Annotated in this window: 21 protein-coding genes; 17 read left to right on the top strand and 4 right to left on the bottom strand. The window is 63.2% G+C overall.

Annotation, left to right across the window (positions count from 1 at the left end; all coding sequences use genetic code 11):
- Nucleotide 1: 1 nt before the first annotated feature.
- The 4 genes from lpdA to FJ972_RS18295 all read left to right on the top strand — a co-directional run bounded on the left by lpdA (nucleotide 2) and on the right by FJ972_RS18295 (nucleotide 3,475).
- A complete protein-coding gene (lpdA, locus tag FJ972_RS18310; protein WP_140525168.1) occupies nucleotides 2-1,447 on the top strand; it encodes a dihydrolipoyl dehydrogenase in 1,446 nt (481 codons plus the stop codon).
- 99 nt (nucleotides 1,448-1,546) lie between these two features.
- Nucleotides 1,547-1,804 (top strand): GlsB/YeaQ/YmgE family stress response membrane protein, encoded by a 258-nt coding sequence (locus FJ972_RS18305; protein WP_140498561.1) that lies wholly within the window; start codon nucleotides 1,547-1,549, stop codon nucleotides 1,802-1,804.
- Nucleotides 1,805-1,939: 135 nt separating this feature from the next.
- Nucleotides 1,940-2,905: a lipoyl synthase gene (gene lipA / locus FJ972_RS18300; RefSeq protein ID WP_140525169.1), complete on the top strand. Its 966-nt coding sequence runs from the start codon at nucleotides 1,940-1,942 to the stop codon at nucleotides 2,903-2,905.
- 114 nt (nucleotides 2,906-3,019) lie between these two features.
- Entirely contained in the window at nucleotides 3,020-3,475 is a 456-nt protein-coding gene (locus FJ972_RS18295; RefSeq protein WP_140498563.1) for a type II toxin-antitoxin system RatA family toxin, read from the top strand.
- Here the strand turns inward: FJ972_RS18295 and FJ972_RS18290 are convergent.
- Both FJ972_RS18290 and FJ972_RS18285 read right to left on the bottom strand, forming a co-directional pair.
- A complete protein-coding gene (locus FJ972_RS18290; RefSeq protein ID WP_140525170.1) occupies nucleotides 3,454-3,960 on the bottom strand; it encodes a CinA family protein in 507 nt (168 codons plus the stop codon). The genes FJ972_RS18295 and FJ972_RS18290 overlap by 22 nt on opposite strands.
- The gene (locus FJ972_RS18285; RefSeq protein WP_140525171.1) at nucleotides 3,957-5,186 is read right to left on the bottom strand and encodes a bifunctional 2-C-methyl-D-erythritol 4-phosphate cytidylyltransferase/2-C-methyl-D-erythritol 2,4-cyclodiphosphate synthase; all 1,230 of its coding nucleotides are present in this window, start codon (nucleotides 5,184-5,186) and stop codon (nucleotides 3,957-3,959) included. Before FJ972_RS18285 ends, FJ972_RS18290 begins: the two co-directional genes overlap by 4 nt.
- A gap of 237 nt (nucleotides 5,187-5,423) precedes the next feature.
- Here FJ972_RS18285 and dusB point away from each other — a divergent pair, with 237 nt between their 5' ends.
- From dusB to hflX, 8 genes are all read left to right on the top strand, one after another.
- Complete coding sequence (gene dusB, locus FJ972_RS18280; RefSeq protein WP_140525172.1) at nucleotides 5,424-6,446, top strand: tRNA dihydrouridine synthase DusB; 1,023 nt, start codon at nucleotides 5,424-5,426, stop codon at nucleotides 6,444-6,446.
- Nucleotides 6,443-7,585, top strand: coding sequence for a two-component system sensor histidine kinase NtrB (locus FJ972_RS18275; protein ID WP_140525173.1), 1,143 nt, complete (start codon nucleotides 6,443-6,445; stop codon nucleotides 7,583-7,585). The genes dusB and FJ972_RS18275 overlap by 4 nt, the downstream gene beginning before the upstream one ends.
- Entirely contained in the window at nucleotides 7,582-9,042 is a 1,461-nt protein-coding gene (ntrC, locus tag FJ972_RS18270) for a nitrogen regulation protein NR(I) (protein WP_140515418.1), read from the top strand. Before FJ972_RS18275 ends, ntrC begins: the two co-directional genes overlap by 4 nt.
- Before the next feature lie 129 nt (nucleotides 9,043-9,171).
- Nucleotides 9,172-11,457: a sensor histidine kinase NtrY-like gene (locus FJ972_RS18265; protein WP_181165348.1), complete on the top strand. Its 2,286-nt coding sequence runs from the start codon at nucleotides 9,172-9,174 to the stop codon at nucleotides 11,455-11,457.
- Nucleotides 11,447-12,808, top strand: a complete 1,362-nt coding sequence (locus FJ972_RS18260; RefSeq protein ID WP_140498569.1) for a sigma-54-dependent transcriptional regulator — start codon at nucleotides 11,447-11,449, stop codon at nucleotides 12,806-12,808. Before FJ972_RS18265 ends, FJ972_RS18260 begins: the two co-directional genes overlap by 11 nt.
- 184 nt (nucleotides 12,809-12,992) lie before the next feature.
- Nucleotides 12,993-13,856 (top strand): D-amino-acid transaminase, encoded by an 864-nt coding sequence (locus tag FJ972_RS18255; RefSeq protein WP_140525174.1) that lies wholly within the window; start codon nucleotides 12,993-12,995, stop codon nucleotides 13,854-13,856.
- Nucleotides 13,857-14,001: 145 nt separating this feature from the next.
- Nucleotides 14,002-14,247: an RNA chaperone Hfq gene (gene hfq / locus FJ972_RS18250; protein ID WP_006202172.1), complete on the top strand. Its 246-nt coding sequence runs from the start codon at nucleotides 14,002-14,004 to the stop codon at nucleotides 14,245-14,247.
- Nucleotides 14,248-15,636, top strand: a complete 1,389-nt coding sequence (hflX, locus tag FJ972_RS18245; RefSeq protein ID WP_140498572.1) for a GTPase HflX — start codon at nucleotides 14,248-14,250, stop codon at nucleotides 15,634-15,636. It begins immediately after the preceding gene.
- Between the two features lie 6 nt (nucleotides 15,637-15,642).
- Here hflX and mazG read toward each other — a convergent pair whose 3' ends face one another.
- Together mazG and FJ972_RS18235 are read right to left on the bottom strand one after the other, a co-directional pair.
- Nucleotides 15,643-16,467: a nucleoside triphosphate pyrophosphohydrolase gene (mazG, locus tag FJ972_RS18240; protein WP_140525175.1), complete on the bottom strand. Its 825-nt coding sequence runs from the start codon at nucleotides 16,465-16,467 to the stop codon at nucleotides 15,643-15,645.
- 89 nt (nucleotides 16,468-16,556) lie between these two features.
- A complete protein-coding gene (locus tag FJ972_RS18235) occupies nucleotides 16,557-17,741 on the bottom strand; it encodes an aromatic amino acid transaminase (protein ID WP_140525176.1) in 1,185 nt (394 codons plus the stop codon).
- 193 nt (nucleotides 17,742-17,934) lie between these two features.
- On the opposite strand from FJ972_RS18235, the gene FJ972_RS18230 reads away from it, so the two are divergent.
- The 5 genes from FJ972_RS18230 to FJ972_RS18210 all read left to right on the top strand — a co-directional run bounded on the left by FJ972_RS18230 (nucleotide 17,935) and on the right by FJ972_RS18210 (nucleotide 21,536).
- Nucleotides 17,935-18,468: a sigma-70 family RNA polymerase sigma factor gene (locus FJ972_RS18230; protein WP_411909478.1), complete on the top strand. Its 534-nt coding sequence runs from the start codon at nucleotides 17,935-17,937 to the stop codon at nucleotides 18,466-18,468.
- On the top strand, nucleotides 18,465-19,235 hold the full coding sequence (locus tag FJ972_RS18225; protein ID WP_140525178.1) for an anti-sigma factor family protein: 771 nt from the start codon (nucleotides 18,465-18,467) through the stop codon (nucleotides 19,233-19,235). The genes FJ972_RS18230 and FJ972_RS18225 overlap by 4 nt, the downstream gene beginning before the upstream one ends.
- A gap of 23 nt (nucleotides 19,236-19,258) precedes the next feature.
- On the top strand, nucleotides 19,259-19,975 hold the full coding sequence (locus FJ972_RS18220; RefSeq protein ID WP_140525179.1) for a Bax inhibitor-1/YccA family protein: 717 nt from the start codon (nucleotides 19,259-19,261) through the stop codon (nucleotides 19,973-19,975).
- Between the two features lie 205 nt (nucleotides 19,976-20,180).
- Nucleotides 20,181-21,065 carry an aldose 1-epimerase family protein gene (locus FJ972_RS18215; protein ID WP_140525180.1) on the top strand — a complete coding sequence of 295 codons (885 nt, stop codon included), beginning with the start codon at nucleotides 20,181-20,183 and terminating at the stop codon, nucleotides 21,063-21,065.
- A 78-nt stretch (nucleotides 21,066-21,143) separates the two neighbouring features.
- Complete coding sequence (locus FJ972_RS18210) at nucleotides 21,144-21,536, top strand: GFA family protein (protein ID WP_140498579.1); 393 nt, start codon at nucleotides 21,144-21,146, stop codon at nucleotides 21,534-21,536.
- Nucleotides 21,537-21,557 lie beyond the last annotated feature (21 nt).

Here is a 21,557-nt window from a genome sequence, read left to right as displayed (position 1 = left end):
CGTGGCTGAGAACTACGACGTCATCATCATCGGCTCCGGTCCCGGCGGCTATGTCACGGCAGTGCGTTCCGCGCAGCTCGGTTTCAAGACGGCGATCGTCGAGCGCGAGCATCTCGGCGGCATCTGCCTGAACTGGGGCTGCATTCCGACCAAGGCGTTGCTGCGTTCGGCCGAGATCATGCATTATTCGGATCATCTGAAGGACTATGGACTGAAGCTCGACGGCAAGGTCAGCGTCGACACGTCGGCCGTCGTCGACCGCTCGCGCAAGGTTTCGCTGCGGCTCAATGGCGGCGTCGCCTTCCTGATGAAGAAGAACAAGGTCGACGTCATCTGGGGCGAGGCCAAGCTGACAAAACCGGGCGAGATCGTCGTCTCCAAGACGGCCAAGAAGCCGATGGAGCCGCAGCCGCCGGTGCCGAAAGGCGTCAAGGGCGAGGGCACCTACACCGCCAAGCACATCATACTGGCGACCGGCGCCCGGCCGCGGGCGCTGCCGGGCATCGAGCCGGACGGCAAGCTGATCTGGACCTATTTCGAGGCCATGGTGCCCAAGGAAATGCCGAAGTCGCTGCTGGTGATGGGTTCGGGCGCCATCGGCATCGAATTCGCCTCGTTCTACCGCACCATGGGCGCCGACGTGACCGTCGTCGAACTGCTGCCGGCCGTGATGCCGGTCGAGGACGCCGAGGTGTCGAAATTCGCCCAGAAGCAGTTCGAGAAGCAGGGCATGAAAATCATTCTCGAAGCCAAGGTAACCAAGGTCGAGAAAGGCGCCAATTCGATCACCGCGCATGTCGAGATGAAGGACGGCAAGGTGGAGAAGATCACGGCCGATCGCATGATCTCGGCCGTCGGCGTGCAAGGCAATATCGAGGGCCTCGGCCTGGAGACGCTTGGCGTGAAGACGGAGCGCGGCTGCGTCGTCGTTGACGACTACGGTAAGACCAATGTGTCCGGCATCTACGCCATCGGCGATGTCGCCGGCCCGCCGATGCTCGCCCACAAGGCCGAGCATGAAGGCGTCGTCTGCGTCGAGAAGATCGCCAATTTCCCCGGCGTGCACGCCACCGACAAGCTGAAGATCCCTGGCTGCACCTATTGCAATCCGCAGGTCGCTTCGGTCGGCCTGACAGAAGCGAAAGCCAAGGCCGAGGGCAAGGATGTCAGGGTCGGCCGCTTCCAGTTCGCCGCCAATGGCAAGGCCATCGCGCTCGGCGAGGACCAGGGCTTCATCAAGACCATCTTCGACAAGAACACCGGCCAACTGCTTGGCGCCCACATGGTGGGCGCCGAAGTGACCGAACTGATCCAGGGTTTTGTCGTTGCGATGAACCTCGAGACGACCGAGGAAGAACTGATGCACACGATCTTCCCGCACCCGACGCTGTCGGAGATGATGAAGGAAAGCGTACTCGACGCCTATGGCCGTGCGTTGAACGCATGATAGATTGGCCGCACGAGACTCAGATGCGAAAGCCGCAGGAGCTCGACGGCAAGTTAGTTCGGTTCCGGATGCGTTTTTTCTCAAGCAAGGAGAAGGCATATGGACGTGAATGGCGTGGGCTGGATCGCAGCCATCATCATCGGCGGCCTGGCGGGCTGGTTTGCCGAAATGGTCATGAAGAGCAACACCGGCGTCTTGATGAACATCATCTTGGGCATTGCCGGCGCAGTGGTGCTGAACGCGATCTTGCGTGCCTTGAACATCGGCGTGTTTGGCGTCGGCTGGACCGCCTACCTGATCACCGGTTTCATCGGCGCCTGCCTGCTGATCTGGGCCGGGCGTCTGGTGCGCCGTTAGTCGGTATCGTTTCCGCCATGCGAAAACGGTTGTGGCGGCATGTACCGCCGCAGCCTTTTTCTTTGTGCTGAAAAGTCCTAGATGACGTGTAAGTGACGATCGCCGGCGGCGATCGCAAAGAAAACCAGGGTTCCGATGGTCACCGTCCTCGACACGATCGCCAATGCGCCGCGGCTGCGGCATCCGGAGAAGGCGCACAAGCCCGACCAGGACGTGCTGCGCAAGCCTGACTGGATCCGCGTTAAGGCGCCTGTGTCGAAAGGCTATGCCGAAACCCGCGAGATCGTGAAATCGCACAAGCTGGTGACGGTCTGCGAGGAGGCCGGCTGCCCGAACATCGGCGAGTGCTGGGACAAGAAGCACGCCACCTTCATGATCATGGGCGAGATCTGCACACGTGCCTGCGCCTTCTGCAACGTCGCCACCGGCATCCCGACCGCGCTCGACCCGGAGGAGCCGGCACGGGTCGCCCACGCGGTCAAGCAGATGGGCCTCAGCCACGTCGTCATCACCTCTGTCGATCGCGACGATCTCGCCGATGGCGGCGCGCAGCATTTCGCCGAGGTCATCCGTGCGATCCGGGCGGCGACGCCTTCAACCACGATCGAGATCCTGACGCCCGACTTCCTGCGCAAGGACGGCGCCCTGGAGATCGTCGTGGCCGCCAAGCCGGACGTGTTCAATCACAATTTGGAAACCGTGCCGTCGAACTACCTGACGGTCCGGCCAGGCGCCCGCTATTTCCATTCGATCAGGCTGTTGCAGCGGGTAAAGGAGCTCGACCCTTCGATCTTTACCAAGTCCGGCATCATGGTTGGACTGGGCGAGGAGCGGAACGAAATCCTGCAGCTGATGGACGATCTGCGTTCAGCCAATGTCGACTTCATGACCATCGGCCAGTATCTGCAGCCATCGAAAAAGCACCACCCGGTGATCCGCTTCGTCACCCCGGAGGAGTTCAAGTCCTTCGAGACGATCGGCCGGACCAAGGGCTTCCTGCTGGTGGCGTCGAGCCCGCTGACCCGCTCCTCGCACCACGCCGGCGACGATTTCGCCAGGCTGCGCGCCGCGCGCCAAGCGCAGCTCGAGAAATCGCTCTGATGCATGTCGCCCAAAGTGACTTCGGGTTTTGGGAGAACGGCATGCACGAAAACAAAGACTCTAAAGCGCGTCGCATGAGTCTGTGTCGACGCGACGCGCTTTAGAGCCGGGTTCATGCCGAAATTCGAAGCCACCCGCCGCGTTTCCCACACGCCGGAACAGATGTTCGCCCTGGTCGCCGACATCGAAGCTTATCCGCAATTCCTGCCGCTTTGCGAGGCACTGACGGTGCGCTCGCGCAAGGAGCGTGACGGGCGCACTATCCTCGTCGCCGATATGAGCATCGGCTACAAGGCGATCCGCGAGACCTTCACGACGCAGGTGCTGCTGAAGCCCGACGAGCGTGCGATCGACGTCAAATACATCGACGGTCCGTTCAAATATCTGACCAATGTCTGGCGATTCGACCCTGCCGACGGCGGCTGTGCCGTCTGCTTCTTCATCGACTACGAGTTCAAAAGCCGCATCCTGGGCGCCCTGATGGGCACGATGTTCGACCGTGCCTTCCGCATGTTCTCCGAAGCCTTCGAAAAGCGTGCTGATGTCATCTACGGTGCAAAACCGGCGTGAGCATGCCCAAGCGCCTGCAATCCCAGCTTGAGTGCATGGCTGGCGGTCTCCTGGCGAATGAAAGCACGGCCTTCATCGGCGAACAGCACGCGATCGGCCGTCACCGGCTGGCCGCTTAGGCCAATCCCGAACCAGACCAGGCCGACCGGTTTTTCCGGCGAGCCACCGCCCGGTCCGGCAATGCCGGTAACGGCGAGGCTGAGCCCGGCGCGGGAGCGCGCCAGCGCGCCGGTTGCCATTTCGATCGCTGTCTCGCGTGAAACCGCGCCATGGGCCTCCAGCGTGGCGGCGGAAACCCCGAGCATGTCCATCTTGGCTTCATTGGAATAGGTGATGAAGCCGCGATCGACCACGGCGGAAGAGCCGGCGATGTCGGTCAGCGCGGCGATGATCATGCCGCCGGTGCAGCTTTCCGCCGTCGCAAGCATAATGCCGCGCTTCTGGCAGGCTTGCAGCAATGCATTTGCCAGTTCGCTGTTGCTCATTCCGGCACCTCGCCGGGAAACACCACGCTCGCCGTGGCGATCGCCGCAATGCCTTCCTCGCGGCCGACGAAACCGAGCTTCTCGTTGGTTGTCGCCTTGATGGAGATGCGGTCGGCAGAGATGGCCAGCATCTGCGACAGGGCAGCCGTCATCGCCTCGCGATGTGGGCCGACGCGTGGCGCCTCGCAGATCAGCGTGATGTCGGCATTGGCGATGCGGCCGCCGCGCGCGCGCACCAGCTTTGCCGCATGTTCCACGAAAATCCGGGAGGCAGTACCCTTCCACTGCGGGTCGGAGGGTGGGAAATGCGTGCCGATATCGCCGGCGCCGCAGGTCGCCAGCAGCGCATCGGTAAGGGCATGGAGCCCGACATCGGCATCGGAATGGCCGGACAGTTTCTTGTCATGCGGAATGGCGATGCCGCATAGCGTGACGTGGTCGCCAGGCTCGAACGCGTGGACGTCGTAGCCATTGCCGGTTCTAATATCGGGAAAGCGCATGCGCTCGCTGGAAAGTCGTTGGTCCGCCATGGCGATGTCCCGTGCCCAGGTGAGTTTGACGTTGTCCGGTGAGCCGGGAACGAGTTTGACCGGCATCTGCATCCACTCGGCGATCGCGGCGTCGTCGGTAAAGTCGGTTTTGCCGCTGTTATAGGCTTCCTCATGCATGGCCATAATCGCCAGGAATGGGAAACCCTGCGGCGTTTGCGCCGCGTGAAGCCCGCTCCGGGAAACCGTTTCGGCGACCAACCCGGCGGCGGATTCGCGTTTCAGCGTATCGGCGACGGGCAGCGCCGGGAGCGCGCCCTCGCGCTCGCCGATGGCTGCGATCGTGCGGTCGATCAGGTCCGCGTCGACGAAGGGGCGCGCCGCGTCGTGGATGAGAACCTTGTCCGGTGCGTGGCTTCTCAACGCCTGCAGTCCGAGTCGAACCGAGTCTTGCCTGGTGGGGCCACCCGCAATTGCCGTGACGCGATTGGAGTGTGCGCCGACGGCATGTCGAAAAAGTTCGTGATCCTCGGCGTGTATGGCCACGACGAGCGGGCCGATACGCGGATGCGCCAGGAAAATATCGATGACGTGGGCGATGACGGCGCGACCGCCGATCTGCTGATATTGCTTCGGGCCATCGGCCTGTCCGGCACGCGCGCCACGGCCGGCCGCAACAATAACCACCGCGACCTTGCCGTTCGCCTCCAAAGCCTGATTTTCGTTTCCGTCAGTCATGCCGATTGGCTTAGCGCACGATCCCCAAAAGTGTAATCGGTTTTCGGAGAGATCGTAGGCCACATGAAGCCCCAAAACGTCCATTGCGTGTCCGTGCAAGGCGCGGCGCTTTGCTCGGGACTGCAGCCGAGCTCGGCATTTCCCAATTGCGCCGTAATGTGGCGTCATTCCGCGTTGCACATTGCGGCCGATATGGCTAGAGAATGTGCAGCAAATGAACATGCTTGGTTTTTGTGCATGCCTGACCTGACCAAATTGGCCGCACCTCTCGACGTCGGCGGCGTGAGTATCCGCAATCGCGTGTTCCTCGCGCCGATGTCGGGAATTACCGACGAGCCGTTCCGCCAACGCGCCCATGCGCATGGCGCCGGCCTGGTCGTGTCCGAAATGGTGGCAAGCGGCGAGCTCGCCAGAGGCAGGGCCGGCTGCGACCTGCGCATACGTCATTCGGGCCTGCCCGTCCATATGGTGCAGCTTGCCGGCCGCGAGGCGGCACACATGGCGGAAGGCGCACGCATCGCCGTCGGCGAGGGCGCCGACGTCATCGACATCAATATGGGTTGCCCCGCCAAGAAGGTGACCGGCGGCTATGCCGGCTCGGCACTGATGCAAGATCTCGATCATGCACTGTCGCTGGTCGACGCCGTGGTCGGCGCGGTCGGTGTGCCGGTGACGCTGAAGATGCGGCTCGGCTGGGACGAAACGGCGCTCAACGCGCCTGACCTGGCGCGCCGTGCCGAGCAGGCGGGCGTCAAGATGGTGACAGTGCACGGCCGCACGCGCTGCCAGTTCTATCAGGGCAAGGCTGATTGGCGCGCAATAGCCTGCGTCAAGGCTGCCGTGTCGATCCCGGTCGTCGCCAATGGCGATGTGTCTTCGCCTGCGCAAGCAGCCGCTGTTCTGGAGCAATCCGGCGCCGATGCGGTGATGGTGGGCCGCGCCCACTACGGCGCGCCCTGGACCGCCGGAACCATCGCGGCCGCGGCGGCAGGCGAGCTTGCCCGGCTACCGGAAAGCGCTGCGGAACTGACCGACTACATCATTGCCCATTACGAGGACATGCTTGCGCTCTACGGCGTCGAGAGCGGCCTGCGCCAGGCGCGCAAGCACCTCGGCTGGTATCTGGACCGCCATGCCGGCGCCGTTGCCGACGAAAAGCGCAAGGCCATTCTCACGTCTTTCGATCCCGCGCGGACGATTACCTTGCTTCGCGAGGTGTTTTCCGCCGCCGAGCAAACACCCATGCGGAGCGCCGCATGAACGCCTCCGTCAGCCAGGGCCCGGAAATGGCGGATGCTGCCCAGATCGTGCTCAACACCATCCGCCGTCCGGTCATCATGATCAGTTCGGAGGGGTTCATCACCTTCGCCAACGCCGATGCGGAGGACTTCTTCCGCTCGAGCGCGACGATGCTCGCCCGCAACACGCTGTCAAAGCTCATTCCCTTCGGCAGCCCGTTGCTGACACTGGTCGACCAGGTGCGCGAGCGCCGGGCCCCCGTCAACGAGTACCGGGTCGACGTGTCGTCTCCGCGTCTCGGCATCGAGAAGGTGGTCGATCTCTATGTCGCCCCAGTGCCGGAGTTTCCAGGCTCCGTCGTGGTGATGTTCCAGGAACGGTCGATGGCCGACAAGATCGACCGGCAGATGACGCACCGCGGCGCGGCGCGCTCGGTGACCGGTCTGGCGGCGATGCTGGCTCACGAGATCAAGAACCCGCTCTCCGGCATCAGGGGCGCTGCCCAGCTGCTTGAACTGTCCGCTTCCGACGAGGATCGCGCGCTGACGCGGCTGATAACCGACGAGACCGATCGCATCGTGTCGCTGGTCGATCGCATGGAGGTGTTTTCCGACGAGCGGCCGATCGACCGCTATCCCGTCAACATCCATGTCGTGCTCGACCATGTGAAGGCGATCGCAAAGAACGGTTTTGCTAAAAAAATCAAGATATTGGAGGATTATGATCCTTCATTGCCTCCGGTTTTCGCCAACCGCGACCAACTCATCCAGGTGTTCCTAAACCTGGTCAAGAACGCCGCCGAGGCGATCGGCGGCGACCCCCAAGGTGAAATCGTCCTGTCGACGGCCTTCCGGCCGGGCATTCGCGTTTCGGTTCCAGGCACTCAGGATCGTGTGTCGCTGCCGCTCGAGTTCTGCGTGCGCGACAACGGTTCCGGTGTTTCGGAGGACATCCTGCCGATCCTGTTCGATCCCTTCATCACCACCAAGCCGAACGGCTCGGGACTGGGCCTCGCGCTGGTGGCCAAGATCGTCGGCGAGCATGGCGGCATCATCGAATGCGAATCGACGCCGCGCGCGACAATGTTCCGCATCCTGATGCCGGCCTGGAAGGAAACGGCGCTCGGCACCGATGAAGACGCTGAAGGAGACCGCAAATGACCGTTCGCGGCAATATTCTCGTCGCCGACGACGATGCGGCGATCCGTACGGTCCTCAACCAGGCCCTTTCGCGTGTCGGCCATGAGGTGCGCGTGACCTCCAATGCCTCGACGCTGTGGCGCTGGGTGGCGGCGGGCGAGGGCGATCTCGTCATCACCGACGTGGTGATGCCGGACGAGAACGCATTCGACATGCTGCCGCGCATCAAGAAAGCTCGGCCGGAGCTGCCCGTCATCGTCATGAGCGCCCAGAATACGTTCATGACGGCGATCCGTGCCTCCGAGACCGGCGCCTACGAATATCTGCCGAAGCCGTTCGACCTCACCGAGCTCCTCAACATCGTCAACCGGGCGCTGTCGGAGCCGCGGCGGCCGAAGATCGACGCACGGCCGGAAGAGCAGCCCGAGACGATGCCGCTGGTCGGCCGCTCGGCCGCCATGCAGGACATCTACCGCATGCTGGCGCGCATGATGCAGACCGACCTGACGGTGATGATCTCCGGCGAGTCGGGCACCGGCAAGGAGCTGGTGGCGCGTGCGCTGCACGAATATGGCCGCCGCCGCGGCGGACCGTTCGTCGCCATCAACATGGCGGCCATCCCGCGCGACCTGATCGAATCGGAACTGTTCGGCCATGAGAAGGGCGCCTTCACCGGTGCGCAGAACCGCTCAACCGGCCGCTTCGAACAGGCCGAAGGTGGTACGCTATTCCTTGACGAGATCGGCGACATGCCGATGGAAGCGCAGACGCGCCTGCTGCGCGTCCTCCAGCAAGGCGAATACACGACGGTCGGCGGCCGCACGCCGATCAAGACCGACGTGCGCATCGTCGCCGCCACCAACAAGGATTTGCGCACGCTGATCAACCAGGGGCTCTTCCGCGAGGATCTTTTCTATCGCCTCAATGTCGTGCCCCTCAGGCTGCCGGCGCTGCGCGAGCGCTCCGAGGACGTGCCGGACCTCGTCCGGCACTTCTTCAAGCTCGGCGAGATGGAGGGTCTCCAGACCAAGCGTATCTCGTCGGGCGGCATCGAATTGATGAAGCGCTATCCCTGGCCGGGCAATGTGCGCGAACTGGAAAACCTGGTCCGCAGGCTCGCCGCGCTCTATTCGCAGGACGAGATTTCCGCCGAGATCATCGAGGCGGAACTCAAGACCGGCGAGCGTCCCGTGGTGCCGGGCGGCGGCAACCTCATTCCCGACGACCTGTCCATCGGCCAGGCGGTCGAGCATTTCCTGCAGCGCTATTTCACCTCGTTTGCCGGCGAATTGCCGCCTGCCGGGCTGTACCAGCGCATTCTCTCGGAGGTCGAATATCCGCTGGTGCTGGCCTCGATGACCGCGACGCGCGGCAACCAGATCAAAGCCGCGGAACTGCTGGGGCTCAACCGCAACACGCTGCGCAAGAAGATTCGCGAACTCGGCGTCAACGTCTACAAATCGTCGCGCCAAGCCTGAGCCGGGATAGAGCCGAAGCGCTTTTCCGGGGGACTGTCCGCGAAAGATTTCCGTCCAGGCCACACTTGTTGCATAATCGCCACAATGCGTTGCATAGATCCGACGCAATCACTGGCTCTAGACGGCGACATGGCTTCGCAGGCTCCGACACCGAACGAACCGCTTTTCAACGACCCCGGCACGCGTGACGGGCGCCGGCTGCTGGCGCTGCCCGGCGTGGTGGCGGTCGTCGGTGCGCTGGTCATGGCGGCCATTTCGTTCGCGATCCTGGTCGGCGCGACGCCGATTGCGCCCGACGCCAGGACAACCTGGGCGTTGATCGCGCTCAACGCCATCTTCGTCCTGTTGCTGATCGCACTGATCGGCCGGGAGGTGCATCGCATCGTCATGGCGCGCCGGCATGGCAAGGCAGCCTCGCGGCTGCATGTGCGCATCGTGGCTATGTTCGCGCTCGTCGCCGCCATCCCCGCCATCATGGTGGCCATCATCGCATCGATCACGCTCGATATCGGCCTCGACCGCTGGTTCGAGATTCGCACCAAGACGATCGTCAATTCGTCGCTGTCCATCGCCGATGCCTATGTGCAGGAAAACGCGCGCAACCTGCAGGGCACGACGCTGTCGATGGCCTATGACCTCGACGCGTCGCGCACGCTTTACGGCCTCGACCGGACTGGCTTCCTCGATCTGATGAGCAAGGAAGCGGTGGGCCGCTCGCTGGCGCATGCCGCGCTGATCAAGCCCGACGGCTCCTTCGTGATGAGCGCCAAGACCGATGCCGACTTCGCCATGCCGGAACCGCCGGAGGGAGCGGTCGCCAGCGCCACCGACGGCAAGCCGGTTCTGATCGAGCCGCGCACGCGCAACATCATGGGCGCCATCGTCAAGCTGCGTGAGATCGAGGGGCTCTACCTCTACACGATCCGGCTGGTCGATCCCGAGGTGATAAAGGCGCGCCAGATCGTCAGATCGAACACCGACGAATATCGCAATCTCGAAGACAACAGGCGCACTTCGCAGGTGGCGTTCGCGCTGCCTTATCTGTCGCTGACGCTGATCATCATCCTGTCGGCAATCTGGACCGGCATTGCCGTGGCCGACCGGCTGGTGCGGCCGATTCGTCAGCTCATCGGCGCTGCCGACGAGGTCGCGACCGGCAATCTCGACGTCGCCGTGCCGGTGCGGCCGTCCGACGGCGACGTTGCCTCGCTCGGCAATACCTTCAACAAGATGCTGCAGGAATTGAAATCGCAGCGCAACGAGATCCTGTCCGCCAAGGATCTGATCGACGAGCGACGGCGCTTTTCGGAAGCGGTGCTGGCCGGTGTCACCGCGGGCGTCATCGGCGTCGACCCTTATGGCATTATCACCATCGTCAACCGCTCGGCCGAGTCCATGCTGGCCATTTCGGCCAGTGCGGCGCTCGGGCAGAACCTTTCCGCCATTCTCCCGCATGTCGGCCGCGTCTTCGAGATCGGCCGCCAATCGGGCAAGCCCGTCTATCGCGAGCAGGTGACGTTTTTCCGCGCCGGCACGGAGCGGACTTTCAACGTGCAGATCACCATCGAGGCCGGCGATAACGGCACGGAGGAGAAATCCTACGTCGTGACGGTCGACGACATCACCGATCTGGTCCAGGCGCAGCGCTCCTCTGCCTGGGCCGATGTGGCGCGCCGCATCGCCCATGAGATCAAGAACCCGCTGACGCCGATCCAGCTTTCAGCCGAGCGCATCAAGCGCCGCTACGGCAAGGTCATCACCGAGGACCGCGAGGTGTTCGACCAGTGCACCGACACCATCATCCGGCAGGTCGAGGATATTGGTCGCATGGTCGACGAATTCTCCGCTTTCGCGCGCATGCCGAAGCCCGAGATGAAGTCCATAGACCTGCGTGAATCCCTGCGCGAGGCCTCCTTCCTGGTCGAGGTGAGCCGTTCCGACATCACGTTCGAGCGCATATTCGGCAACGAACCGCTCAAGGGTACTTTCGACAGCCGCTTGTTGGCGCAGGCTTTCGGCAACGTGATCAAGAACGCTGCCGAAGCGATCGACGGGCTGGAACAGAAGGACGGTTCGCACGGCATAATCCGGATTCAAGCCGGACGTCAGAATGGCGCGATTCGCATCGACGTCATCGACAATGGCAAAGGCCTGCCGCGGGAGAATCGTCAGCGGCTGTTGGAGCCCTACATGACCACGCGTGAGAAGGGCACGGGCCTCGGTCTCGCCATCGTCAAGAAGATCGTGGAGGACCATGGCGGCAGGCTGGAGCTCCACGATGCGCCTGCGGATTTCCATGGCGGGCGCGGCGCGATGATCAGCATCATCCTGCCACCTGCGGCCGTGGCGCCAGCGCGCGGCGAAAGCAGGATGGAACACGAAAGAGAAACTGAAAAGGTCGGTAATGGCGTCTGATATTCTGATCGTCGATGACGAGGAAGACATCCGTGAGCTCGTCGCAGGCATACTGAGCGACGAAGGTCACGAAACCCGCACGGCATCCGATGCCGACACCGCGCTGGCAGCCATCGCCGACCGAGCGCCGCGGCTGATTTTCCTCGACATCTGGTTGCAGGGTTCGCGCCTGGACGGCCTGGCTTTGCTGGACGAGATCAAGACCATGCACCCCAACCTGCCGGTGGTGATGATTTCGGGCCATGGCAACATCGAAACCGCGGTCTCCGCCATCAGACGCGGCGCTTATGACTTCATCGAGAAGCCCTTCAAGGCGGACAGGCTGATTCTGATTGCCGAGCGTGCGCTGGAAACCTCCAAGCTGAGGCGCGAGGTTTCCGATCTCAAGCTGCGCAGCGGCGAGACCTTCGACCTGATCGGCATGTCGTCGGCGATGAGCCAGTTGCGCCAGACCATCGAGCGCGTCGCGCCGACCAACAGCCGCGTCATGATCATTGGCCCCTCGGGATCTGGCAAGGAGCTGGCCGCGCGCGCCATCCACACGCTGTCGGCGCGCAAGAGCGCGCCTTTCGTGACGCTGAGCGCCGCCAACATCACGCCCGAACGCATGGAGATCGAACTGTTCGGCACCGAATCGAACGGCGTCGAGCGAAAGGTCGGCGCCCTGGAGGAAGCCCATCGCGGCATCCTCTACATCGATGAGGTGGCCGACATGCCGCGCGAGACGCAGAACAAGATCCTGCGTGTGCTGGTCGAACAGCAGTTCGAGCGCGTCGGCGGCACCAAACGGGTCAAGGTCGATGTCCGCATCATCTCCTCGACGTCGCAGAACCTGGAGGCGATGATCGCCGATGGCCGTTTCCGCGAGGATCTTTACCATCGCCTTGCGGTGGTACCGGTGACGGTGCCGGGACTTGCCGAGCGGCGCGAGGACATTCCTTATCTCGTTGACAATTTCATGAAGCAGATCGCCCGTCAGGCCGGAATCAAGCCGCGCCGCATCGGCGATGACGCCATGGCGGTGCTGCAGGCGCACAATTGGCCAGGCAATGTTCGCCAATTGCGCAACAATGTCGAACGGCTGATGATTCTGGCGCGCGGCGACAATGTCGATGCGCCGATCACCGCCGACCTGTTGCCGTCCGAAATCGGCGATGTCATGCCACGCACGCCGAACCAGTCGGACCAGCACATCATGGCGCTGCCGCTGCGCGAGGCGCGCGAACAATTCGAGAAGGACTATCTGATCGCCCAGATCAACCGGTTCGGCGGCAACATCTCGAAAACGGCCGAGTTCATCGGCATGGAGCGTTCCGCGCTGCACCGCAAGCTGAAGTCGCTCGGCGTCTGACCTGATATCTTGAGCGGTTCGGCGTTTGATGCATTGCCGGCCCGGTTCGATACCTTGCTCAAGCAGTTCCGGCCGGAAAATCGTTACACGCTTTCTGGAGTTGCTTCAGTGGCCCACGCGATTATCCATCACTGCTGAGGCGGAATCGCCTAAACAAGCCGAAGCAGATCCCCCGAGGTGACAAATGCCGCGTATTGCCTATGTGAACGGGCGCTACACCGCTCATGCTGATGCCGCTGTGCATATCGAAGACCGTGGCTACCAGTTCGCCGACGGCGTTTACGAGGTCTGCGAAGTGGCGCGCGGCTTCATCGTGGACATGCCGCGTCACCTTGCCCGGCTGAACCGTTCGCTGAGCGAGCTGTCGATCGGCTGGCCCGTCACCCCAGGCGTCCTGCCGCTCATCATGCGCGAAGTGGTCAATCGCAACCATGTCGTCAACGGCCTGGTTTACGTCCAGGTCACACGCGGCGTCGCCAGCCGCGACTTCGCCTTCCCCTCGGCTGATACCAGGCCGTCGCTGGTGATCACCGCCAGGAAGATGGATCCCGCTGCTGGGACCAAGCGGGCCGAGACCGGTATCGCCGTCATCACCGTGCCCGAGAATCGCTGGGATCGCGTCGACATCAAGAGCACCGGCCTGCTGCCCAATGTGTTGGCCAAGCAGAAGGCCAAGGAAGCTGGCGCGCAGGAAGCGTGGTTCGTGGATACGGACGGCAACGTCAAGGAAGGCGGGTCATCGAATGCCTGGATCGTCACCAGGGACGGCGTTCTGGTCACCAGGCCCGCCGAGCACGGTATTCTGCGCGGCATAACCCGCACCACCATGTTTGAGGTGGCGGCCAAGCTCGGACTCAAGATCGAGGAACGCGGCTTTTCTGTCGCCGAGGCCAAGGCGGCGAGGGAGGCTTTCATCAGTTCCGCGACCACGATCGCCATGCCGGTCGTGGCCATAGACGGCGATCCGATCGCCAACGGCCACCCCGGCTCGATAACACTTTCGTTGCGGCAAGCCTTTTTTGACATTGCGGAAAAAAGTCCAGCCTGATAACCGCACAGGTGGAATGAACATCAATATATCTCGTTCTGCTTGTCGTTACTGACGACAAGACGGTGTTTGCGCGCTTGACATGTGCTGGTTAATTTGGCGCATTGGCCTGCAAACCGAAGGGGATCGGCGAAAGACAAGAACAATGGCGGAACGATCGCAAAACCTTCAGGACCTGTTCCTGAACTCTGTTCGCAAGAGCAAGAACCCGCTCACCATCTTTCTCATCAACGGCGTGAAGCTGACCGGCGTCGTCACTTCATTCGACAATTTCTGCGTCCTGCTGCGCCGCGACGGCCACTCCCAGCTCGTCTACAAGCACGCCATTTCCACGATCATGCCGAGCCAGCCGGTTCAGATGTTCGATGGCGAGGAAAGCCAGGGCGCCTGATTGGCACGTGAGAAGGACCCGGACCGCAGCGTTCGCGGAAAATCAGCACATCAGCCGGGGACGGAGGCCGAGGGTCCGACCCGGGCAGTTGTCATCGTGCCGGTGCTTACCCGCCAGCCGCGCGGCGAGGACGACACCAACCGTCCGCGGCTGACGCGCTCAGCCGAGGCCCGTCACGACGAGGCGGTCGGTCTTGCCCGCGCCATCGATCTCGATCTGATCCACACGGCCGTGGTTACCGTCAACGATCCACGTCCGGCGACCTTGCTCGGCAGCGGCAAGGTCGAGGAGTTGGCGGAGATCGTCAAGGAAGGGCATGCGGAGGTAGTCATAGTCGATCATCCGCTGACGCCGGTGCAGCAGCGCAACCTCGAGAAGGAATTCAACGCCAAGGTGCTGGACCGCACCGGGCTGATCCTCGAGATCTTCGGCGAGCGCGCCCGCACCAAGGAAGGCACGCTGCAGGTCGAGCTTGCCCATCTCAACTACCAGAAGGGCCGGCTGGTGCGCAGCTGGACCCACCTCGAGCGCCAGCGCGGCGGCGCCGGCTTCCTCGGCGGCCCCGGCGAAACCCAGATCGAATCGGACCGGCGCGTCCTGCAGGACAAGATCGTCAAGCTGAAGCACGAGTTGGAGACGGTGCGCCGCACCCGCGACCTGCATCGTGCCAAACGCAAGAAGGTGCCGTTTCCGGTGGTGGCCATCGTCGGCTACACCAATGCCGGAAAATCGACGCTGTTCAACAAGCTGACCGGGGCAGGGGTGCTGGCGCAGGACATGCTGTTCGCCACGCTCGATCCGACGCTGCGCCGCGTGCGGCTGCCGCACGGCACGCCGATCATCCTCTCGGACACGGTCGGCTTCATCTCGGACCTGCCGACGCATCTCATCGCGGCGTTCCGCGCCACGCTTGAAGAGGTGGTCGAGGCGGATCTCATCATCCATTTGCGCGACATCTCCGATCCTGACACATCCGCCCAGGCCGAGGACGTCGAGCGCATCCTGGCCGATCTCGGCGTCGACGCCGGCGATACCAAGCGGGTCATCGAGGTCTGGAACAAGGTCGACCTGCTCGATGAAGGCAATCGCGCACGGCTGCTTGCCGAGAGTACGGATGCCAAGGCGCCTCCCGTCGCCATATCGGCTGTCACGGGCGAAGGCATCGACGCGCTGAACGCGATCATCGAGACACGCATGTCCGGCGAGCTTGAAGATCTGACGGTGACGATCGGGCCGGCGCAGTTCGGCCTTGTCGACTGGCTTTACCGCAATGGCGATGTTGTTTCGCGAACCGACAATGACGACGGCAGCGCCACCATCTCCCTCAAGGCCACGCAAAGTGCCCGCGAAGAGATCGAAAGCAGATTGCGTCGCAAGAATAACGGCTAACGCCAGTTATTTCGCGCTCTTCGCTTCCTGCCAGAGCGCTTCCATTTCGTCCAGATCAGCCTTTTCCAGCGAGCTGCCGGAATTCTCCAGGGCCTGCTCGACATAGTGGAAGCGCGAACGGAATTTCTCGTTGGTGCCGCTGAGCGCTGCTTCCGAATCGAGCTTCAGGTGACGGCCGAGATTCACGACGGCAAACAGCATATCGCCGAATTCATCCTTGATCTCCGCGGTTTGGCCTTTGGCCAGCGCCTCGCGCAATTCGCGGATCTCTTCCTCGATCTTATCGAGGATGGGGGCTGCCTCGCTCCAGTCGAAACCGACGCGGGCGGCCTTCTCCTGAAGCTTCAATGCCCGCGTCAGTGCGGGCAGGGCGACCGGCACGCTGTCCAGAAACCCCTTGCCGTTGTCTTCCGGGTCGAGTCCGCGCGCGAGACGGGCGCTACGCTTCTCGGCCTTCTCTTGTGCCTTGATCTTCTCCCACATGCCCTTGGCCATGCCGGCACTGCGGGCCTGTTCGTCGCCGAAGACGTGTGGATGGCGGCGGATCATCTTCGTGGTGATGGCCTGGACCACGTCGCCGAAAGCGAACTCGCCGGCTTCCTCAGCCATCCGCGCGTGGTACACGACCTGCAAAAGGAGATCGCCGAGTTCGTCGCGCAGATCGTCGAGATCGTCGCGCGCGATGGCGTCGGCCACCTCATAGGCCTCCTCGATCGTGTAAGGCGCGATGGTCGAGAAATCCTGTTCGATATCCCAGGGACAGCCGGTCTTTGGCGCACGCAGCGCCGCCATGATTTCGATCAGGCGCGAAATGTCTTTCGATGGCTTCATGCGGCGGATGCTATCGCGCGGTCCGCCGCGCGGCCAATGCTGTCGGCGAGCGAAGCGGGCTTGTCCACAGTTGCGCCGAACAAGTCCGGTCAGTCGAGCACGGAAACGATCGCCTTGGCGAGCTTGTCCATGCCGTCTTCCGGCAGGCCGGCGACATTGATGCGGCTGTCGCCGACCATGTAGACGCCATATTCCGCGCGCAGCCGTTCGACCTGCGCTTCCGTGAGCCCAAGCCGGGAAAACATGCCGCGATGGCTGGCGACGAAATCGAAGCGGTCGGAATTGGACTGCCGGCGCAGCGCCTCGGCGAATTGCACCCGAAGCCGGAGCATGCGCAGGCGCATCTCCTCGAGCTCGGCTTCCCAGTCCGCGCGCAAGACCGCGTCCTCGAGCACGATGCGCACCGCCGCCGCGCCGTGGTCCGGCGGCATCGAATACATGGCACGAGCCGCCGACAGCATCTGGCCCAGCGCCACGTCGGCCTGCGCGCTGTCCCTGGCCAGGATCATCGCCGCGCCGACACGGTCGCGGTAGACGGCGAAGTTCTTCGAGCAGCTGGACGCGACGACCATTTCCGGAACTTTTTCGGCCAGCAGCCGCAGTCCGGCGGCATCGGCCTCGAGGCCATCGCCAAAGCCCTGATAGGCAATGTCGACAAACGGCAGCAGGCCGCGCTCGACGACGAGATCTGTGACAGCGGCCCACTGCGCGATGTCCAGATTGGCGCCGGTCGGGTTGTGGCAGCAGCCATGCAGCAGCACCACGTCGCCGCGCTTCGCGGTGCGCAGTGCTGCCAGCATGTCGTCGAAGCGAACGGCGCCCGATGTCGCGTCGAAATAGGGATATTCACGGATTCGCAGCCCGGCGGCGCGCATCACTGGCATGTGGTTCGGCCAGGTGGGGTCGGACAACCAGACCGTCGCATCGGCACGGGTTCGCTTCAAAAGCTCGGCTACCAGCCGCAGCGCGCCGGAGCCGCCCGGCGCCTGCGCAGCACGGATCCGCGTCATGTCTGCATCCGCACCGAAGGCCAGCCTGGCCATCACGGTATTGAACCCGGTGTCGCCGGCGAGGCCGAGATAAGTCTTGGTGTCCTGACCCTGCAGCAGCCGCTTCTCCGCCTCGCGCACGGCCCGCATGACCGGCGTCTTGCCGTCGCGATCCTTGTAGACGCCGACACCGAGGTCGACTTTGTCGGGTCGAGGATCGGCACGATAGAGGCCGATCAGGGCAAGGATCTTGTCGGCGGCAGCCGGCTGAAGGTTTTCAAACATCTGCATGGTTCCGTTGGCGCGGCGGAGTGATACGCAAATCGACCCCCTTGCACCAGCGGTTTTAACTCGCGCCAGCCTGAATCGCATAGCCTGGCATCGCTGCGAGCTACCTCGGCGGCTGCATATCTGCGGCGTTTCGCGAAAAAATCTGCGGGGCCGGGATTAAAACCCCCACATGTTCCGTAAACAGGGCATGAAACGGTCGATGCCACGCTTCGATATCGTCGGACAACTCGGTTCGCTCAGGCGTTACGCGCGCTCGCTGACGCGCGACGGTGCCGATGCCGAGGATCTCGTGCATGACGCTCTTGTGCGCGCCTATGAGCGGCGCGGCACCTTCCGCTCGGGCGGGAACCTGCGAGCCTGGCTGCTGTCCATCGTCCACAACACGTTCGTCGACCGCATGCGCTCGCGCCGCTCGGAGGCAGCGCGCCTCGAACAGGCGGGATACCTTGCGGACGGCAGCGCGCCGGCGCCGCAGGAGCATTCGGTGCGCCTAGGCCAGGTGCGCGATGCTTTTTTCAGCCTGCCCGAAGAACAGCGCTCGGCCCTGCATCTCGTCGCCATTGAGGGCCTTTCCTACAGCCAGGCGGCCGATGCCAGCGGCGTGCCACTCGGAACACTGATGTCGCGCATCGGTAGGGCGCGCGCCGCGCTTCGGAAGATGGAGGAGGGGGCTCCGACGAAGGCGAAAAATCACCTCAGGATTGTTGGAGGCCCGTCATGACAGGAACTATCGACCCCGTGACGGACGCTGATCTCGACGCCTATGTCGACGATCAGCTCGACGTCTCGCGCCGTATCGAAGTCGAGGCCTTCCTCTCCGCCCGGCCGGAAGAGGCCGCGCGTGTGATGTCGGATCTCAGGATGCGGGACGAACTGCGCGTGGCGCTGGCCGGATCAGGCATGGCGAGGCCGGTGACGACCGATGCCGCGCGGCGCCTGGAGAGGGGACTTGCCCGGGGCCGCATCTTCGGCGTCTTGCAACGTGCCGCGGCGGTGGCCGCTTTCGTCGCTGCCGGCTGGCTGGCTAACGGCATCGTCGGGCCGATGTCTGTGACCAGGGTCGTCGCCTCGCCGCAGCCGCCCGCCTATGTCGACGAGGCGGTGCGCGCGCACAGGACGACCCTTGTGCGCGAAAGCATGTCTTCGCAGGCCGAGGCGCCAAACTACAATGCCGGCGAAATCCGCGCGGCGACGGCCATCGTCATGCCGTCCTTGCCCAAGGACTGGAAGGTCCGCGACGTGCAGGTCTATCCATCGCGCTTCGGCCCCAGCGTCGAGATGGCGGTCGAGACCAAGGAGATGGGCCTGGTGTCGCTGTTCGCGATACGGCCGGGAACCTTCGACGTGATCAAGCCGACCGTCGCGCCCTCGGGCGACATTTCCTCGGCCTATTTCCAGATCGGCGAGGTCGCTTATGCGGTGGTCGCGCAAAGCCAGGTCCGCGACCTCGACCGCGCCGCCGAGACCCTTGCGAGAACGCTTTACTGATCCGTTCACAAAGGAGAATGCAAATGAACACGCCCAACCTGGGATACCGCGTCGGCACCGGCGCCCAAAGCGGCGCCCTCTACGACGAGGGCCTGCGCCAGCACATGCTGCGCGTCTACAACTATATGGGCCTCGGCCTCGTGGTCACCGGCCTCATCGCGTTCATGGTGTCGTCGACGCCCGCGCTCTACGTGCCAATCTTTTCCAGCCCGCTGAAATGGGTGGTGATGCTGGCGCCGCTCGCCTTCGTCCTGCTGTTCTCGTTCAAGATGCAGACGATGTCGGCGGCAAGCGCGCAGGCGATGTTCTGGGCCTTCTGTGCGGTCATGGGTCTGTCGCTGGCCTCGGTCTTCCTGGTTTTCACCGGAACCAGCATCGCACGCACCTTCTTCATCGCCGCCACCATGTTCGGCGCCACCAGCCTCTACGGCTACACGACCCGGCGTGACCTGACCCAGTTCTCGTCCTTTCTGATCATGGGCCTGATCGGCGTGGTGATTGCCAGCATCGTCAACATCTTTCTCGGCTCGACCGCTTTGCAGTTCGCCATCTCGGTGATCGGCATCGCCGTGTTCATCGGCCTGACTGCCTGGGACACGCAGTCGATCAAGGAACAGTATGCGGAGAACTTCGACGCGGAGTCGCGGCAGAAGCTGGCCGTTTTCGGCGCCTTCTCGCTCTACCTCAACTTCGTCAACATCTTCCAGCTGTTGCTGAACTTCACCGGCGAGCGGGAATAGTCCGAACTGTAGCAGGCAACACCCTGCATCTTGCCGTGGCCGGAGGGAAATCTCCGGCCACTCTTCATTTGAGACGGCGCCTTGCCCGCTTGTGCCATCGCACGTTCATCGTGACTGTGTGAAACGCAATGCAAACCGCCGCCTTGAGTTCACGCCTGGCCATTTGCTAGCCTGCCGGCCAAGCAAAGACAAACCGCGAGAACATATGGCACAGGACAGCCAGACACTTCATGGCGACGACATCTCGGCCGTTATAGTCGGGCAGGGGGCCGAACTGGTCTCGCTGCGGGATGCGGATGGGCTGGAGCTTGTGTGGCAGGCCGGACCGGCCTGGCGCCGTCATTCCCCGGTGTTGTTTCCGATCGTCGGCCGGCTGAAGGGCGACCAACTGCGCCATCGCGGCCAGACCTATCCGATGACGCAGCACGGCTTCGCCCGCGATAAGTCGTTTGCCTGGGCGGAGAGGGGTTCTCGGTCCTGCATGCTGGTGCTCACCGACGACGCGGAGACCCGAACGCACTACCCCTTCGCCTTCCGTCTGGCGGTAACCTACACTCTCGACGGCCGGCAGCTTGGCGTCACGTTCGAGATCACCAACACCGGCGACGAGCCGCTACCGGCGTCGATCGGGGCGCACCCGGCATTCAACTGGCCGCTGCTGCCGGACCTGCCCAAGGAGGCCTACCGCCTGACCTTTGCAAAGCCCGAGCATGCGCCGATCCGCCGTCTCAAGGACGGGTTACTGCTGGCGGCAAGGCAGCCGACGCCCATCGAGGGCAACATTCTCGCTTTGTCGGATCGGCTGTTTGACGAGGATGCCTTGATCCTGGACCAGCCTTCCAGCACCGCTGTGCGTTACGGTGCCGATCGTGGTCCGGCGATCGAGATGCATTGGAACGGATTCCGGGAATTGGGCGTCTGGTCAAAGCCGGGCGGCGCGCCATTCCTCTGCATCGAACCCTGGCACGGCCTCGCCAGCCCGGTGGATTTCGATGGCGAATTCGCCGACAAGCCAGCAGTGATGCTGATCGAGCCGGCCGGAAGGCGCGTGCTCGGCTATCGGATCGAACTTCAACCGCAGACGCATTAGCTGAAAGGCTGGCGTCGCGTTCATGGATGGTGGAGTTGTTCGTAAACATCCAGCTCGCTCGATTTGGAGGAATGCAGCATGGACCGATTCACCGGCGGTTGCCTGTGCGGCAACGTCCGAATTGTGGCGACTGGACGCCCATACCGGGTGGGCCTTTGTCACTGTCTCGACTGCCGCAAGCATCATGGGGCGCTTTTTCATGCTTCCGCGATTTTCCCTCAGGATGCGGTGACGATCGATGGCGAAACCCGTGACTACGCCGGGCGGTTCTTCTGTCCCCGTTGCGGCTCGACCATTTTTGGTCGCACCGCCGACGAAATCGAAGTGAACCTGGGATCCCTGGATGCCCCGGACCAACTGACGCCAACGTACGAAAGCTGGATCGTCCGTCGCGAAACCTGGTTGCCGCCGTTTCCGCTCACGAGACGATATGAGCGCGATCGTGACGCCACGGGTCGGTTCGAAGAGTAGGCGGCACGAACGGCGGGAAGG

Source organism: Mesorhizobium sp. B2-1-1 (assembly GCF_006442975.2).
GTDB lineage: Bacteria > Pseudomonadota > Alphaproteobacteria > Rhizobiales > Rhizobiaceae > Mesorhizobium.
Note: the sequence above shows the minus strand (reverse complement) of the source record. Positions and strands in the feature narration are given on the sequence as shown.